This window comes from Nocardioides sp. CPCC 206348 (assembly GCF_048654705.1).
In the GTDB taxonomy this organism is placed as follows: domain Bacteria; phylum Actinomycetota; class Actinomycetes; order Propionibacteriales; family Nocardioidaceae; genus Nocardioides.
This window is the reverse complement of sequence record NZ_JBMCZA010000035.1, coordinates 3,768-18,711: the sequence shown is the minus strand read 5'-3', so window position 1 is coordinate 18,711 and position 14,944 is coordinate 3,768. Positions and strand designations below refer to the sequence as shown.

Sequence of the window (14,944 nt, the reverse complement as noted above, 5' to 3'; positions counted from 1 at the left end):
GCCATTGCCGGCGCGCTGCTCGGTGCCCGGTGGGGAGCCTCCGCGGTCCCTGCCGAGTGGCGCCGGGTTGTGCACGGCTACCCGGGATTGCGCGGCGAACGACTCGTCGAGCTCGCCTACCTGGCCGCCAACAAGGGACCCGGCATCTACGACTGGCCCGTCGCGTCGCGCATCGACTACTCGTCGTACGGAATCAACCGGACGTTCGTGCAGCACCCATACGACGACGGTGTGTGGCTCGGCGACGCGGGCGTCCTCGACGACCTGCCGAAGGAGGTCACCGCGGTGGTCAGCCTCTGCCTGGTCGGGAGCGAACAGGTGCGGCCCGGTGTCGAGCACGTCGTGTTCCGTCTCATCGACAAGGCGGGCCGGTCGGAGAACATCAATCTGCCCTTCGTGCTGGCGGATGCCGCTCGGACGATCGCGACGTTGCGCGACGAGGGCCACGTGGTCCTCCTGCACTGCGTGGCCGCTCAGAGCCGCACGCCCACGGTCGGAATCGCCTACGCAATGTTGCGCGGAGTTCCGGTGGCCGAGGCGACGGAGCGGGTGTGCGGTGCACTGCCGGCTGCCGCCCCGAACCAGGGTTTCCAGGCTCTGCTCAATGCCAGGGACGCGTTCGGGTTCGGTGGAACGGCTGGACCGGCGGGAGGCGCCGACGGCGCGAGTGGGTTGGTGTTCGCCGACATCACCGAAGTCTTGAAGTACTTCGAGTCGTCTGGTCTGGACGATCTCGGAGGCTGCATCGCCGACCGCGCCGACATCGACTTCGACGTATACATGTTCGAGGACGACGGGATTGTCCTCGGCATGAGCCACCCCCACGGGATGCAGGCTTTCGTGCTCGAGTTCCCGATGACCGAGGAAACGTTCTGGGAGTACGTCAATGACCTCGAGGATCAGGTTCTCGAGATGTGGGAGGCGGCATCAGACGACTCCTAACTGCAATTTCTCGGTCCCCTGCTCGAGGAGTTAGATCCCCTTGTCTACTTCAGGCAGCGCATCGGACTCGTTCGTGGCACGACCAGTCGGTGACGGGTTGGCGGACTTGCGGAAGGTCGTTAGTCCGTGGCCTTGCCCGGCACGTAGTCAACCGGCTGCCCTGAGTCCGCCCAGGAGAGTCGGTTCTCCCAATCGGGGGTGGGTAGAAGAGACCAGTAGGAGATCGTGCCGTTGTAGGACCAGTGCCCTGTCGCGGGACCGGAGTGGTACTTCACCACGCCCGCACGATCGAGGTTGCCGAGTGTTGCGGCGAGGAACGCCGACACGGTGTAGCGCTTGGGGGCGAGTGCGGTGTGTCCGTAACGGTCGATGAGGAATGCCCAGTCCTTGGGGTTCGCCAGCGCATAGGCGCGCTCGAAGACGCCGTACTCGATCCACGTCCCGACGAACTGATGCAGGACAGCCGGTATCTCGACGCCGAGGCCAAGTTCCTCAGCGATCCCGCTGAGATCGGTACCTGGCGGTGGCGGCGGGGAGTTGATCCACGAGAAGGGACCGGGCACCACGTGGTCGATCCGATGACAGACGAACTCGGTGCCGACCTCGTCGCTGATCCAGACCCCGTGGACCTCCTCGAAGGAGTGCTGCGGGCAGACCTGAAATGCCATGGGATTCCTTGTGTCGGGTGACTGAGGACAGTTTGCACTGTTGCGTGGGTCGCTGGGTTGAAAGCGACGATCCTCGCGTCGCGTACGGCGGACTCGGCGTCACGGACTACCTCCGATCATCCATGAGCATCTGTTCGGACCGCGCGGCCTCCGGGTCAAGAAAGTCGCGTCGGAGGTCGGACTCCACTGGCGCGACGAGGACGCCGGTGGACTCCAAACGCAGTTCTAGTTGCTGGAAGCCCGGGCAGCCGGAGCCGAGTTGCCCGGACGGACTGGCGGTGCCCTGATTCCAGACGTAAACAACCTCAGGGTTGAAGATCGAGTTGCTGCCAGAACCGCTCTCGAAGGCGGTACCGGATGTGCTCACTGACGTCGTACATCCCGAGCGCATCCGACGCGTCGAGAAGTAGGGCACGGTCGATGTCCCGCGGGATGGACGGCTTGCCTCGCCGCAGGTCGAGGACGTCAGCGGTCGATGCACTGCGTCGGAAGGCGGTCAGCACGCGGCTGGCGACCCCGTCGATCTGTTCGTCGTAGTCCTCGAGGTCGTCGTCGTAGCCGGGCATGAGTTGCGAACGTCCACCGGTCTGAGCGCTGTAGGCGAGTACGGCGGACGGTGCGATCGGCGCTGTCGTTGGGTGGCGCGCGATGCTCGCTACGTCGAGCGGTGAGGGCGCTGCGGCGGTGCCTTTCGTTGCCGCGGGTGCTGCCGCTGCTGCAGAGGTCACAGGTGGAGCGGGCACCGGAACTGGAATGACCGGGCGGGGCACCTCGACCTTCATCACCGCATTGTCGATCAGTTCGCCCGACAACACGTCGAGCTCGTCTGCCGCGCGCACGAGGTGACGGCTGACTCCATGCGGCTTGCCGTCGGCGTTGGGAACCGCGACGACCACCACCTGGACTCCGTGAACCTGTGCTTCCTCGACGGCTTCGGTCAGGTCGTCGTCGCCGGTCACGAGGAAGAAGACATCCGCAGCGCCGTTGCGCGCATGAGCGACGAGGTCCAGGCCGATCCTGAGATCCACGCCCTTCTGTTGCCCGTCGACGCCGAAGCGCCCGAGTCGCAGCTTCACCTTGGCGAGTTCGCCGATGCGCTCTTGCTGGACATCCGGTACGCCGTTCTTGGCGGAGTCGTACCAGTGCACCCGCAACACTGGCAGCCCGGACTTCTTCTCGGCTTCGGCGACGAGTGATTCTACGAGCTTCGAGAACTCGACGTGGATGCTCGCACGTAGCGAGGTACCGGTCACGCGAGTGGCAGCCGACGCGAGCAGGTAGCCGACGTCGACGTACACGGAGCAGGTGGATCGCATGGCCACACCATGTCAGCCACGTCCGACCGAATCACGTGCTTCGACGACAACATGGCAATCGGGGTCCGCTGTCCACCACGATGGACCTCGCGGCGGTGCTCGCCGTGCTGGCTCGGACTGGAGGACTGAGTGATGAGCGGTGGTCATGTCTTCGTGGTGCTGGGTCGGATCGAGTCGGTGGTGCATGACGTGGCGGTCGTGTCGACGTCCGGTGCGTTCAGGATCCGTGAGTACTGGCTCGACCTCCTCGGCAGCAGCGGTGCCGCTGTCGATCGGCATCGACCCGTCCAGTTGGCCGAGAAGGGCTACGGCCCCAGTCCGGTAGACGAGCGGCTCTGGTTCGTCAGTGTTGGAGCAGCCAAGCGGAGCCGGCTCGAGGAGATCCACAGCCGGCTCTCCGCGACCATCGAGGAGATCGCCGCGCTGGGAGTACGGGCCGGTGCGAACCGCGAGAAGTTGCTCGTGGCGGTTCCCGTCATCGGTATCGAGGGCGGCGGCCTGGGGGAGCGCCGGGGAGAGGTGTTGAAGGGGCAGCTTGAGGTCTGCGTGCAGCTTGCCCGGCAACATGACATCGACATCGCGGTCGTCACACCTGATCGCGCCGTCTACGGTGCCGCGCAATATCTGCGGACGCAACTGCGGACGCCCGCGGGGTGGGACCTTTCGCCGCACCTGCAGGATGAGGCCAGGCGGATCGGGGCACTCGCCCGAAGCGGCGAGCTCGCGCTCTTCCTCGGGGCCGGCGTGAGCCTGCCGGCTGGTCTTCCGACATGGGACGAACTGATTGGCCTGCTCTCGAATGGGAGGCTGGGGCTCAAGGAGTCCTCGTTGTCAGCCCTCGACCAGGCCCAGCTCATCGAACTGCGTTCGGAGCCAGGGGAGCTTGGTCAGCGGGTCGCCGAGATCACTTCCGCAGTCAAGCGGCCCAGCCTCGGACATGCTCTCCTGGCGAGCCTGGAGACCAAGGAGATCGTCACGACGAACTACGACCGGCTCTTCGAGACCGCAGTGATGGCTGTCGATGACGAGCCCATCGCGATCCTTCCGTGGGAAACGAGCCGTCGAGACCGTCCGTGGATCCTCAAGATGCACGGCGACATCATGCACGCGGACAAGATCGTTCTCACTCGCCGTCATTTCGTGCAGTTTGACGCGAACGTACGACCGGCCGGTGCACTGCTCCAGTCGTTGCTCATGACCCGACATCTCTTGGTCGTCGGGGCCTCCCTGAACGACGACAACGTCGTACGGCTGGCCCACGAGGTGCAGGCGTATCGCGAGACCCACGGTCTCGAGGGACGGTTCGGCACGCTGCTTGATCTCGACGGTGATCCTCTACGCGAGGAGCTCTGGAGCGGCCAACTCGACTGGATCACCCTGCCTGGCGGAGATGTGGTCGAGAGAGCGCGAGGGCTCGAGATCTTCCTCGACGCTGTAGCGGCTGCTGCGAGCTCCAACTCGTCGTGGCTTCTCGACCAGCGGTTTGAAGACCTGCTGAATTCGGACAACAGCCGTAAGCGCGCCTCGTTGGCGCGGCAACTGTTCCGCACGATTCCATATGATTCGAAGACTTGGGCGCCGTTGCGTGAACTGCTCGTGGACCTGGGGGCCGAGTCGGGCAAGTAATCTCAACGGGTGGATTCGCTCGAGCCTTTCCGGTGGTCTGGAGACGCTGAGGGGCGACTCCCGGTACTGGATGCACCTGGGCATCACACCGAGGCACCCCCCTTAGCCCTCGGCGAGCGCTCGGAGGATCGCGGACGTACCTCTAGAGTTGACGTGGATTAGCGGTTTCGATCCGCGACAGTCCTTGATGAAGTCAGTGGCCGCGTGCTTCGCTGATGCGGCCACCATCACGAATATGTCTGCGTTGGCGCTCAACGAAGCCAACTTGGGACTGCCAACGTGCTCAGCGTTCGTCTTCACGTCGATTCCCGGCAGCAGCGAACGGAGGATCTGCGCTGCTCGCGTGGTTGCAGCCTCGGTCAGCGAATAAAGGGCCACACTCTGTCCCTCCAAGTATCGATAGGCAACAGCCGGATCCTCGCCGTCTACCCGGCCTGCTCTAAGGTCCTCCGGGACCTCCAAGCCCAATTCTGTCGAGACGACACGCAACGCCTCTAGGTCGGTCAGGTCCAACGCCGACTTGTAGGGCCTCACTGCCTCGATCACGTGCCAGAAGAGTTCGTGCTTGGCTTCCATCGCGATCGCCGCGGGACTGCACGTCGCCGACTGGAGTACATCGACGACCCACGTGACAGTCAGCGCGGACACATTGGCGTACACGATCTCGCCGGTCCACTCCAAGGCTCCGGTGAGGACGGCCACGGCTGGGTTGGCCTCGGCGAGATAATCCAGCAGCGCCAGGGTTTGGACCCGCGCTCCGAGCGAGTTCTTGGCACCGATGGCCAGCCCGGCCAATACGCGTCCGCTCAATTCCGCTGCGCCAGGCTCGATGAACACATGGCGGTGCGCAGCCATGAACTGGCCGCCATGCTCACCGAAACGTCCGAGGGCGGGCTCCGAGCAGTCGAACAGCAGGCTGGTGACCTCGGATCGGGTGAGCGGGTCCCAGTCGGCGGCTGCCTCCGCGTCGACGTCGAGCCTGCTCGTCTCTCCAGCATCGTCGGTCACGCCGTCGAACCACCTCAGCCAGCCGAGGGTCTTCTCGGGCATGTTCTGCTTGTCTAGCCAGACCAGGTCCTCACGAGTTCGCGCATCGCTGGTGGACAGGGTCTGACGCAGTTGATGCTCGTCTATGTAGGCGGTGACCGTTGCTGTCGAACTGGCAGCCTCCAAGCCCCGCGCGCAGAAGAGCAGCAGGCGGGCCGCAGCGCGACTCGGCGGCAGGGTGACCGTGAAATCGACCGCTTCCTGGAGGGATCCGTCGGCAGCGAGTCGCGCCGCCTCGTCAAGCGGATCTGGGGGAGTCGGCTCGGGTTCGGGTTGGGGATCGGGGTCCAGTTCAACTTCCGGTACGGGCGTCGGTTTGGTTTCCGCCACTACGACGTTCTCGGCGGCGACCGGGAGAAGGCGGCTCAGACGATCCGCCAGGCCTTCCTCGATCTGCTCGGCCTCGGCCAGAAGTCGCGCCACGGTCGCCGAGCCGTCGACTGCATTCAACGCCAGCAAGAACTCGACGACGACGTCGGAGCGGCGCTTGGTCGCTGCAGTGGTCGCGAGAGCCATGAAGCCCTGAGGGAGATCGGCGATCGCCGCCAGCAGGTCGTGGTCGCGTCCCTCGAGGTCGGCGGCACTGAGATGCTGGGCGTAGACGGCCCGCTGGATTACCCGGGTCGCGCCGAGGGGCCGGCGCATCGCCAGGATATGCGGCAGGTCTTGGTCATCCAGGATCGACTCCCAGTCCTGTAGACCGGCGTACAGACGTAGACGCAGGAAAGCAAGGTTGGTCTGGTCCAGGTCAGCGGTAGCTTCCAGTTCGCGGAGGCAGGCGAGGGCGACCAGACGGTCCTGCGCGGAGATCGCGTGGCCGAGGTCGTCCAGCACCTCGACGGTAGTGCGCGGAGCATCGAACTCGGAGGGCGGCCGACCACCCATCATGCGACTGAGCATCTGCAGGGCGTCCCGGACCTCTTTGCGGGAGTAGGTCGAACCGGGCCTATTCCGCGGTAGGACCTCGAAGCGGACCGGCGGCGTCGGCAGTTGGCTCAATGCACCGTCGAACGGATCGTTAGGATCCAGGTCCCCGCGGTTCCGGGCAAGGTCGCTGTAGGTCGGACCGACCCACCCGTCGAGCAGTTCCAGCAGTTCCCGTCGCCCGCGCGCCGATGGAGCGAACCCGTACCAGTACAGGCAACCTCCGACCCCGCGGGGCAGGAAGCCAACCCGTCCTTGGGCGATCGCTGTCAGCCAGGTCTCGATCACCGACTGCAGTTCGATCGGCACCTGGAGTGGGTCGATCGTGTTCCCGTCGCCGAAGAACTCCTCGAGTGCACTCATGAGACCGAGTACTTCCCGTTGTAGGTGATCCGGGCCGTGGCGATGTCGTGGGGGTCCGAGGTGACGGTCACGCCCTCGTCATTCACCGCTTGGCCGAAGTAGGTGAAGTTCATCGACCCCTGGATGTGGAAGCGGTCGCCGACGATACCTTTGTCGTGAAGGTTGTTGCGGATTGTCACCGTGGGGCGGACGCCCATGCTGTAGGGATCAGCGAGGCGGTCGCGGGCTACCTGGTTCGACTCCACGTCCCGCATCAGGACCCGAACATCCGAACCGCGGCGCGCCAGTTCAATCAGAACCTCCGTGAGGCGGATCGGGCGCGCCGGCAGTCCCGGGAGCACCGTTTTGAACTGTCCGGCGGCGTTGTCGATGACGACGATGTCCGAGATCCACGGCGACAGCACCCACAATTGCTGAGACGGCACCAACAGTTCGGTGACCAGGAGGTTCTGCAGCAGGTCGTTGAGGATCCTGGTTTGGCCCCGGCCTGACGTCGTGATTCGCCTCATGCGGAGACCTCCGCCAGTTCGAGAGAGACGACGACACTGCCGTCCGCGTTGTGCTCGAGTTCGATCACCCGTGGGTATACGTGAAGGTAGTCCGTGGTCACTGGTTCGGTGCTGAGATCGACCAGCAGGTCGGCGAGCACGCCCGCCGCCTCGGGCGCCGCGATCACCTGAGCCGAGCCGTTCTTGGCCAGGACTGAGCGGACGGTTGAGGCCGCATCTTCTTGGTTGACGTCGAGGGCCGAGTCCTTCCCGGCGGCTACCGCACGGAGCAGGTCGGGGGCAGCGGGCAGATTGTCAGCGAACGGATTCCATGCCTGCAGTTCCTCGGCACGCAGTGTCCACCCGCGCGGCCATAGAACTGACTGGATAGCGTCCATCCGTTGCCGTTCGGTGGCACCGGACCCCAGCACCAGGCCGGCGTCCAGGTCGGACCGCTTGCGCATGAGATAGGCCCAAGTACGCGGCGGGATCTCCACCCCGATGCGCGCTTCCTCGCCGGACCAAGTGTCGATCAGAGCCTTGAGCGCATCGTCGGTCGCGTCGCTCGACCCCGGCCGCAGAACCCGGTTGGCTAGGCAGGAGACCACCGATTGCTCGGCCCCGTAGATCCCTGACTTGCGCAGTGCGTCCCGAATGTTCGCCAGTCCGGCGACTCGAGCGGCCTGGGTGGGCGCCGATCGGAAGTCGTTGACCAATGCGCGCCAGTCGTCATCTGTCGTGATCAAGTGCACCAACCGCTGCATGTGGGTGTCGACGAGTTCATGGGTCGACGGTTGCACTGCCCGCATGATCAGTCGGAGGAACCGGCGGGGGTCCGGACGTACCCGGGCGGCGAGGGCCTCGATAAATCCGCCGCCGCCGACCGACGCCTCGGACAGCCAGACTTGGCCCGTCCTCGGACCGTCGTCGGCGTCGAAGCCAGGTTCGACGTCGAGTACGACCCCGTCGGGGTCGTGCTCGGGGCAGATCTGGCGGGCCGCGGCGATTGCGGCCAGCCCTATCGTGGACAAGGTCCGCTCCCGCAGCCACGCTTGGAAGCGCCCCGGGTCAGGAGCCCACAGTTGCTCAGTGAGGACATCCAGGCGTGTGACGACGGCAGGGTCCTTGAGTTCGCTCTTCAGGCGCCTGCCCATCCGACTCACCGCGACGCTGTCGGATTCGCCTACGCCCGGGCTGCGGAACAGTGCATCGAGGGTATCGTCGAGGTGCTTGTCCAACGATCCCTTCACAGCCTGGTAGGCGTCCGACACGCTGGACTGGTTGGTCACGGCGGTCATCAACAGCATGCATTCGAGCGCCTCGTGGAACCAGCCCACCTGGAAGCTGTTCACCCGGTCCAGCAGGAGCGGATCGGTGGTAAGGACGTGTCGGAACCAGGCGCTGCGCAGACCGGGCATGACGTGGTCTGGAGGGGTGATCGTCTTCGGCAGTTGGAGGGTCATCCGCAGTCCGTCGACGTCGTAGGTCGCGCCGAGGCAGACCTGCTCGCCATCGAGGGTGAACCGGGACCGGACCTGCATCTCGACGTCGGTCTGCCCTGGGCCACCCTTGACCATCACAGTGGCGTCCGACTGGGTGGCGACCCGGTGGACGGCGAGATGCGAGTTCTGAGCATGCAGGAAGAAGCGCGCCTCGCTCAGGTAGCGGCCGATCGGGTCCGCCGTCGGCACCCGGAGTACCAGGCCGTCGCCATTCTCGAGGAATTGCGATCGCCATACCATCGTCGCGTTCGACGAGTCCTTGACGTCGTCCGGCGGCAGCTCCAACTTCACCTGGTCGGGGCGGACCACCGAGACTTTGGTCGCGGTGCCGTTGACTTCGATCGTGCAGGCCTCCTCGCGTTGGAACGCGAGCAACGTCGGCGCCAGGTCGATGACGGCGTCCCGATTCCCCAACGGCACCGGGATCCAGTGCCGATGGTCCAGGTTGCGCGTGGCGAACCGACGGGAGACGCGTCCAGGTGCGTACTCCCGCAGCATCTGTCCCATCCGCATCGGTTCGAGTTTGTCCTCGGTATCTCGCCGCGTCTGCGGAGGAATGGACACGTACGTCTCGGGCAACGCGAGTTCGCTGAACAGGTTCATTGGGAAGAAGTCCGGAAGTGGATTCTCGCCCATCGTGTCCCGGTACTTGACGATCTCCGTCTGGGTGGCGATCGACCATTCGTTGTGGAGGCGCCGAGCGAGCGTCGGAATAGCCGCCAGCAGGAGTGGGCGAGGCGGATGCCACAGAATCTCGTTCGCCTCGGAGTCCGTCAGTTGCAGGGCGCCTTGCACCCATTCGCGCAGGCTGCGTTGGCGCGCGGGGTCGCGCATCAAAGACCGCAGGATCGCGACGGCCTTGGTCTGGGTCTCCCGACCCGGCTTGGCGAAACTTTGGGCTGGTGGCTTCGCGAGCGCACTCCAGGCTTTGGTCGTGGGCATCACGTTCTGGGTGCTCAGTTGTCCGGCCAACCAGTCGATCATCGCGATCGTCGCTTGCATGCGCAGCACGGCTCGGTTGCGGATCGGCAACACCAAGTCCGGAAGCACCGGGTCGAACAGCGTGTCCCAGGCCTCGTACGTTGCCCGGTCGCGGCCGTAGTCGGACAGCACCACCGCTGTGTACGGGCGCATCCCGCGCTGGCGGCCAGCGCGGCCCTTGCGTTGCAGAAACGCTGCCACACCGCGTGGTGCCTTGTGCTGGATGACCACACCGACGTCTGGGTCGTCATAGCCCACCTCGAGGGAGGCGGTGGCAACGATCAGTTGGGCATTCGTGTCGACCCCCGAGTCCTGAGATGTCGTCCGGCCGATGTTCAGCCCGGAGCCTCTGTCGGCGAACTTGTGGCCGATCGCATTCGGGAGGTCCCACACCTGTCCTGCGCGCCGTTGGTTGAGCGGGTCATCGGAGGGCACTCGAGTCGAGGCAAGTGGCTTTTTGGTGTGCTCGGTCCTGCCGCTGTAATAGCGCTGGCCCTCAGCGTCGAGGAGATACCCGTACAGTCGGTTGGTGACGTCGAGGTCATCGGTGAACACGAACGCCTTGGTGCCGAGCAGGCCGCCTGAGATCCGACTGTTGGGGGCATCCTGTGTGCGCGGAAGCAGCATGGATGCCTGGATGGTGGTCGAAAGCACCGAGGCGCCGCTGGTCGGGTCGCTGCGCAAGGCGATCAAGTACTCGGCGCCCTCGTATTCCATCTCTGCTGGCTCCGGGGTGATGCTGGCGACCAGTTCATCTTCGACGCCGGTGAGGTCAGCCATGTGCCGGATCGGGTTCGAGAGCGTTGCGGACAGCCCGACGAAGGTCACCGGTCCTTGCAGGCTGTGATGCCAGCGCCGCAGTACCATTGCCGCCTGGGCGCCGGTCGTGCCGTCGTAGGTGTGGATCTCGTCGAGGAGCATCAGCCTCGGTTTCTTGGCCACGCCGACCCCGAAGGTCTGTCGGAGTTGCAGTTCGGAGAGGCCGCGGTTGAGCATCTCCGTGGTCACGAAGAGGACGTCCGGCGGGTGGGTGCGCATCCGTTCTCGAGTGAGGACGACCACCGAGTCGTCGAAGGCGCTCTTGCAGGTGCCGCAGACCAGGCGCTCCTTCTTTTGCTTCACGTCGTCGAACGGCCAGACGAGCTCGCCGCCGCAGCGGACGTACCCGTCGCCAGGGCAGCGCAGTTGTGGCGACGCCCAGCCCGTCGCGCGCTTCGGCCAACTGTTGTAGGGACCGTTCATCCAGCTGAGGCTTTGCGGCGTGCTGGCGTACAGCGCGCCGATGGTCATCGGCCGGCCGCTAGCCTCCATCCAAAGTGGGTCCAGGCGGCGCGCGTTTGCGAAAGCGGTATCCAGTTGATCTTTGAGCAATTCGGTGCGCGGGTACACCGCTAGCGCCCGGGTCCAGCGGGTGGAGTCCTTGAGACCCGCCAGGTACGCGAAGGCTGGCAGGTAGAACGCCAGCGTCTTGCCGCTGCCGGTGCCCGCGCCCACGACGATGGCACTGGTCACCGACGTGCTCAGCGCCGCCAGCGTCTGCCGCGTCGCCCGCACCTGGAACCCGCTGAGCCGGAAGTGATCGGTGTCGATGGCGGTCATTGCGTCGATGACTGATCGGTGGGTGTCGCTAACTCCGACAACCCCGTCCAGCACAGCGTCCCAGGCCTGGTCGCGGACCGGGTAGGCGCGCGGACGACGGGCATAGCGGAAGTCGGAGACCAGGTTCACGCCAGTCTGCCAGGACCCGCCGAGCATGATTTGTCGCAAGCGGGCCAACAGACGCATTGTCTCGCCGTTCCGAGTCCGCCAGCGTGCCGGTGAGACGGTCAGATCCTGGACCAACAAGGCCTGCTCGGTCATCGTCTCGATCACGTCGTCGATCTCGTCGAGGGATCCTGAGCGCATCAACTCCTCGGAGATGTACTTACGCAGTTCGGCATCGCTGAACCCACCGTCGACCACGCCCCAGCACAGCAGCGGGTCCTCGAGTGCCTCCAAATGATCGAGCAGTCGTGCGTACAGGAATGAGGTCATGTCAGCCGCACCCGGAACCGGTCGAGGATGCCGAGATCGGTTACTGCTGCGATCCGCTCGGGCGTGAACCAACTCAACGAGATTCCCTCGGTCTGAGACTTCAGGATCCCTTCGGCGAGCGTGGGGTCGACCAGCGTGCTGATCTCCTCCCCGCACGCGCGCAAAGTAGCTAGGGCCTCGCTGAACCTGGCGACATCGCCTTCCTGGGGGATAGATCGATACCGGATGCCCAGGATGGTGCTGTGCGCGCCGATCAACTTGTTGCGCACATCCTCGACATCGACGCCACCGGCAGCGAGCGCCTCGACGAGTTCCTCGTTAATCGCAGGCAACTCTTGTTCGCGAAACGGCCCCCAGTGCGTGTCCACGAACAGGGCCAGCTTCTTGGTGAGGTTCTCAACGGACTTCACCTGCGACTTGGGCAGTTCGAGGGCGGCGTCAATCGGCAGGCCGGGCAACGTAGTCGCCAGCGAGCGCAACGCGGCAACGGTCTCGGCGGCGTCCTGCACCGAATCGCTGTCCAGAGAGGCATCGATCGAGGCCAGTTCGGTCAGGGCCGTGATCAGCGTCGGGAGTTCCCGAGCGGGGGAGCCCAAACGGTCGGAGAGGGTTCGTAGATCACCAGTCCGAGTCTTGATCTTGACGACGTCATCGACTGCGACCGCGGCGGTGCGCAGGTTGGTCACCCGAGTGAGCAAGGTCATGCGACGACCTCCGGTCCGTTGATCTCTGAGACCGTACCCGCCAGCGACTCCAAGTTCTGGATCAAGTCCTGTCGGATCTCGCTGTATTCACGCTGGGCGCTAGATGCCGGGCCTGCTTGAAGACTCGATTCGAGAGCCGAGACCGCGGCCAGTGCTGGATCGAGCCAGTTCCGGATCCGGCTTACCGGCTTCTCCCAGTCGGCGGTGAGCAGACGCAGACGCTCGTCGGAGGTGAGTTCCTCCCATCGGTCCAGGTCACTTCGGAGCGCCTCTACCGTTTTCAGATCGCCAGGCTTGACGGCCTTGGCTGCGCTACGAAGTCCCTCCGGATCGATCGAGCCGGGCAGTCCGCCCACGTTGATCCGTTCGCCGATCAGGGTGTTCAACTCGGCGGCGACGGCGGCCACCTCGCCGCCGATGTCACTGACGTCGGGTACGCGGTTCGACGCTTCGGCGCGAGCGTCGACGAGGTTGGCGAGCCAACTCGTGACGGCCTCATCTGTCGAGGTCAGCAGATCGGGGGAACCGGCGGGCCAGGCCACCTCTGCATTGGTGTCGCGCACGGCTCGCAGCAAGCGCGTCACATCAACAGCCAGTGGCTTGCCGTCGCCCTGAGTGAAAGAGGCCCGTCTGAGCAGTCGTTCTTGGAGTGCCTGACGTCCAAGGCCTGACTCGATGACCCTCTTCTGCCACTTGTGGAGATTCGGCCGGGCTTCTGGGTCGGTGTGCCCAGGCGGCGACGCGAACAAGGCCTTCACCCGGCTTTGCGCCTCGGACTTGAAAGCGTCAGCGACGCCCAGTGCTTTCGCCATTGCCAGCAGGGTGTGGGCCGTCCGAACGAGTTCAGCGTCGTCACCCTCCTCTCGGCGAGGGAGCAGCTTTTCTGAGACTCGCGCCGCCCACTGCTCGAGTTTCTGATCGCAAAGCCGCTCGAGCGAGTCCCCGCTAGGTACTCCCGCCCACGACCCCGCATGGTTGACCCAGGCGAGGGCCCTCAGCGCCCGGACGTCATCGTCGTTGTCGCGATCGACGGGGAGCAGTGCGTTTGCCAACTTCTCGTCGTCGAACTCGACCGACGTAGTAGCGACGAACGCGGGTGCGAATTCCTTTGTGCCGTTGGTCCACGAACCCTCGCCGCCGTAGCCATCCTCGAGTACCAGTCGTGCCGCGACTGCAGCGTGAACAAAGTTCCGGAGCTTGTTGCGGTCGCCCATGAGCAACTCACCGGTAGCGCGCCACTTGTCGACAGCCTTGACCAACGCAGGCAAGGCCGTCGCCTTTTCTGGCTGTGGTGGTTGTTCCACCGCATCTGTACTGACCACGACTGGCGGAAGATCAGGAGCATTCTCCAGGCCAGCAATCGGCGGAACTCCAAATGCCTGATGAATCGTCGGGTTCAGATTCTCGGGTCCGGCGCCGGACCCCCAGAACCGGACGAGGCGCTCTCGACGATCCGAGATCTCCTTGTCGCCCGGGGTGCGCAAACGTTGGAGTTCCTCAATATCGTCGAGAAGTCCGAGTGCACCGGTCTTGAAGTCGTCGGCGAACGCGACGGTCGGAAATCGGTCGTCTTCCAGTTCGGTCCCATCCCGATGCAGGACGGGACGAACGACTCGCGTAAGGACATCGCGAGCGACAAAGACTCCGTCCTTCGACTGGCTGTCGATGGCGCGGCTAAGGGCATTCGGATTGAAAGGGAACAATCCGAAGTTGTCTACCTGGCCGAATGCGGCGTGACAGGACTGATTGACGGGGCATTGTTCGCACGCACTGACGATCGGTTCGCGACTCTCGTACAGGTCATCCAGAACTGATGTGCCAGTCCGCACCGCGTTCATGTAGCGCGCAACGAAACCAGTCGGGTCGAACACAACCCTTGAGTCCTGGGGGAGTTCAAGGTCAAAGACCTTGTATGTTCGGGTGAACACGGTGTCTGGCATCTGGTCGGTAAAGTAACCGGACGTCACTGCCATCACTACCCGCATCGGGCAGAGCGTGAGTTCCTCGGTCGAGATCAGGGTGATGGCGTCGATCAGTCCGCCCTGGATTCCTTGGAAGATCGAGAAGTCCTCGATCAGCAAGAGCAGTTCCAAGCCCTGTGCGGCCAGGTCGACGCGCACATCTATCAGGATCTGTTTCAGGTCGTCTCCGCCGATCCCAAAGACCTCGCTGACGGCCGGACCCAGTTGCTCATTAAGCATGGTCGCGGCCAATTCGCGCAGTGCCGAATCGCTGGTCAGGGAACCGGCCACCTGTTTTGCCGATTCACCGGCGTTCTTGATGTCGTCGACCGAGAGGTTCAGATCGTCGGCGACGAAACCGAAGGCGCCGTCTTTGTCGACGATCCCC

8 protein-coding genes and 1 pseudogene are annotated in these 14,944 nt (G+C 64.5%); 2 read left to right on the top strand and 7 right to left on the bottom strand.

Features of this window, described 5'->3' with window-relative positions; genetic code table 11:
- Positions 1-942: pseudogene (locus tag ACOADB_RS01035) on the top strand (hypothetical protein); the annotation flags it as partial.
- 119 nt (positions 943-1,061) lie between these two features.
- Here the strand turns inward: ACOADB_RS01035 and ACOADB_RS01030 are convergent.
- Positions 1,062-1,610, bottom strand: a complete 549-nt coding sequence (locus tag ACOADB_RS01030) for a hypothetical protein (RefSeq protein ID WP_378596066.1) — start codon at positions 1,608-1,610, stop codon at positions 1,062-1,064.
- 305 nt (positions 1,611-1,915) lie between these two features.
- Positions 1,916-2,926 (bottom strand): NYN domain-containing protein, encoded by a 1,011-nt coding sequence (locus tag ACOADB_RS01025; RefSeq protein WP_378596065.1) that lies wholly within the window; start codon positions 2,924-2,926, stop codon positions 1,916-1,918.
- A 132-nt stretch (positions 2,927-3,058) separates the two neighbouring features.
- Between ACOADB_RS01025 and ACOADB_RS01020 the strand changes: the two genes are divergently transcribed.
- On the top strand, positions 3,059-4,552 hold the full coding sequence (locus ACOADB_RS01020) for an SIR2 family protein (protein ID WP_378596064.1): 1,494 nt from the start codon (positions 3,059-3,061) through the stop codon (positions 4,550-4,552).
- Positions 4,553-4,654: 102 nt separating this feature from the next.
- On the opposite strand, the gene dpdD is transcribed toward ACOADB_RS01020, so the two are convergent.
- The 5 genes from dpdD to dpdH all read right to left on the bottom strand — a co-directional run.
- Positions 4,655-6,886 (bottom strand): protein DpdD, encoded by a 2,232-nt coding sequence (gene dpdD, locus ACOADB_RS01015; protein WP_378596063.1) that lies wholly within the window; start codon positions 6,884-6,886, stop codon positions 4,655-4,657.
- The gene (dpdK, locus tag ACOADB_RS01010) at positions 6,883-7,395 is read right to left on the bottom strand and encodes a phospholipase D-like domain-containing protein DpdK (protein ID WP_378596062.1); all 513 of its coding nucleotides are present in this window, start codon (positions 7,393-7,395) and stop codon (positions 6,883-6,885) included. Before dpdK ends, dpdD begins: the two co-directional genes overlap by 4 nt.
- A complete protein-coding gene (gene dpdJ / locus ACOADB_RS01005) occupies positions 7,392-11,891 on the bottom strand; it encodes a protein DpdJ (RefSeq protein WP_378596061.1) in 4,500 nt (1,499 codons plus the stop codon). The genes dpdK and dpdJ overlap by 4 nt, the downstream gene beginning before the upstream one ends.
- Positions 11,888-12,595 carry a hypothetical protein gene (locus ACOADB_RS01000; protein WP_378596060.1) on the bottom strand — a complete coding sequence of 236 codons (708 nt, stop codon included), beginning with the start codon at positions 12,593-12,595 and terminating at the stop codon, positions 11,888-11,890. Before ACOADB_RS01000 ends, dpdJ begins: the two co-directional genes overlap by 4 nt.
- A partial coding sequence (gene dpdH / locus ACOADB_RS00995; RefSeq protein WP_378596059.1) for a protein DpdH occupies positions 12,592-14,944 on the bottom strand: 2,353 nt, incomplete at its 5' end. The genes ACOADB_RS01000 and dpdH, both read right to left, overlap by 4 nt.

Bases quoted from the DNA above. Each gene is read 5' to 3' on its own strand.
- ACOADB_RS01030 (WP_378596066.1), bottom strand. From the start codon at position 1,610: ATGGCATTTCAGGTCTGCCCGCAGCACTCCTTCGAGGAGGTCCACGGG.
- ACOADB_RS01025 (WP_378596065.1), bottom strand. From the start codon at position 2,926: ATGCGATCCACCTGCTCCGTGTACGTCGACGTCGGCTACCTGCTCGCG.
- ACOADB_RS01020 (WP_378596064.1), top strand. From the start codon at position 3,059: ATGAGCGGTGGTCATGTCTTCGTGGTGCTGGGTCGGATCGAGTCGGTG.
- dpdD (WP_378596063.1), bottom strand. From the start codon at position 6,886: ATGAGTGCACTCGAGGAGTTCTTCGGCGACGGGAACACGATCGACCCA.
- dpdK (WP_378596062.1), bottom strand. From the start codon at position 7,395: ATGAGGCGAATCACGACGTCAGGCCGGGGCCAAACCAGGATCCTCAAC.
- dpdJ (WP_378596061.1), bottom strand. From the start codon at position 11,891: ATGACCTCATTCCTGTACGCACGACTGCTCGATCATTTGGAGGCACTC.
- ACOADB_RS01000 (WP_378596060.1), bottom strand. From the start codon at position 12,595: ATGACCTTGCTCACTCGGGTGACCAACCTGCGCACCGCCGCGGTCGCA.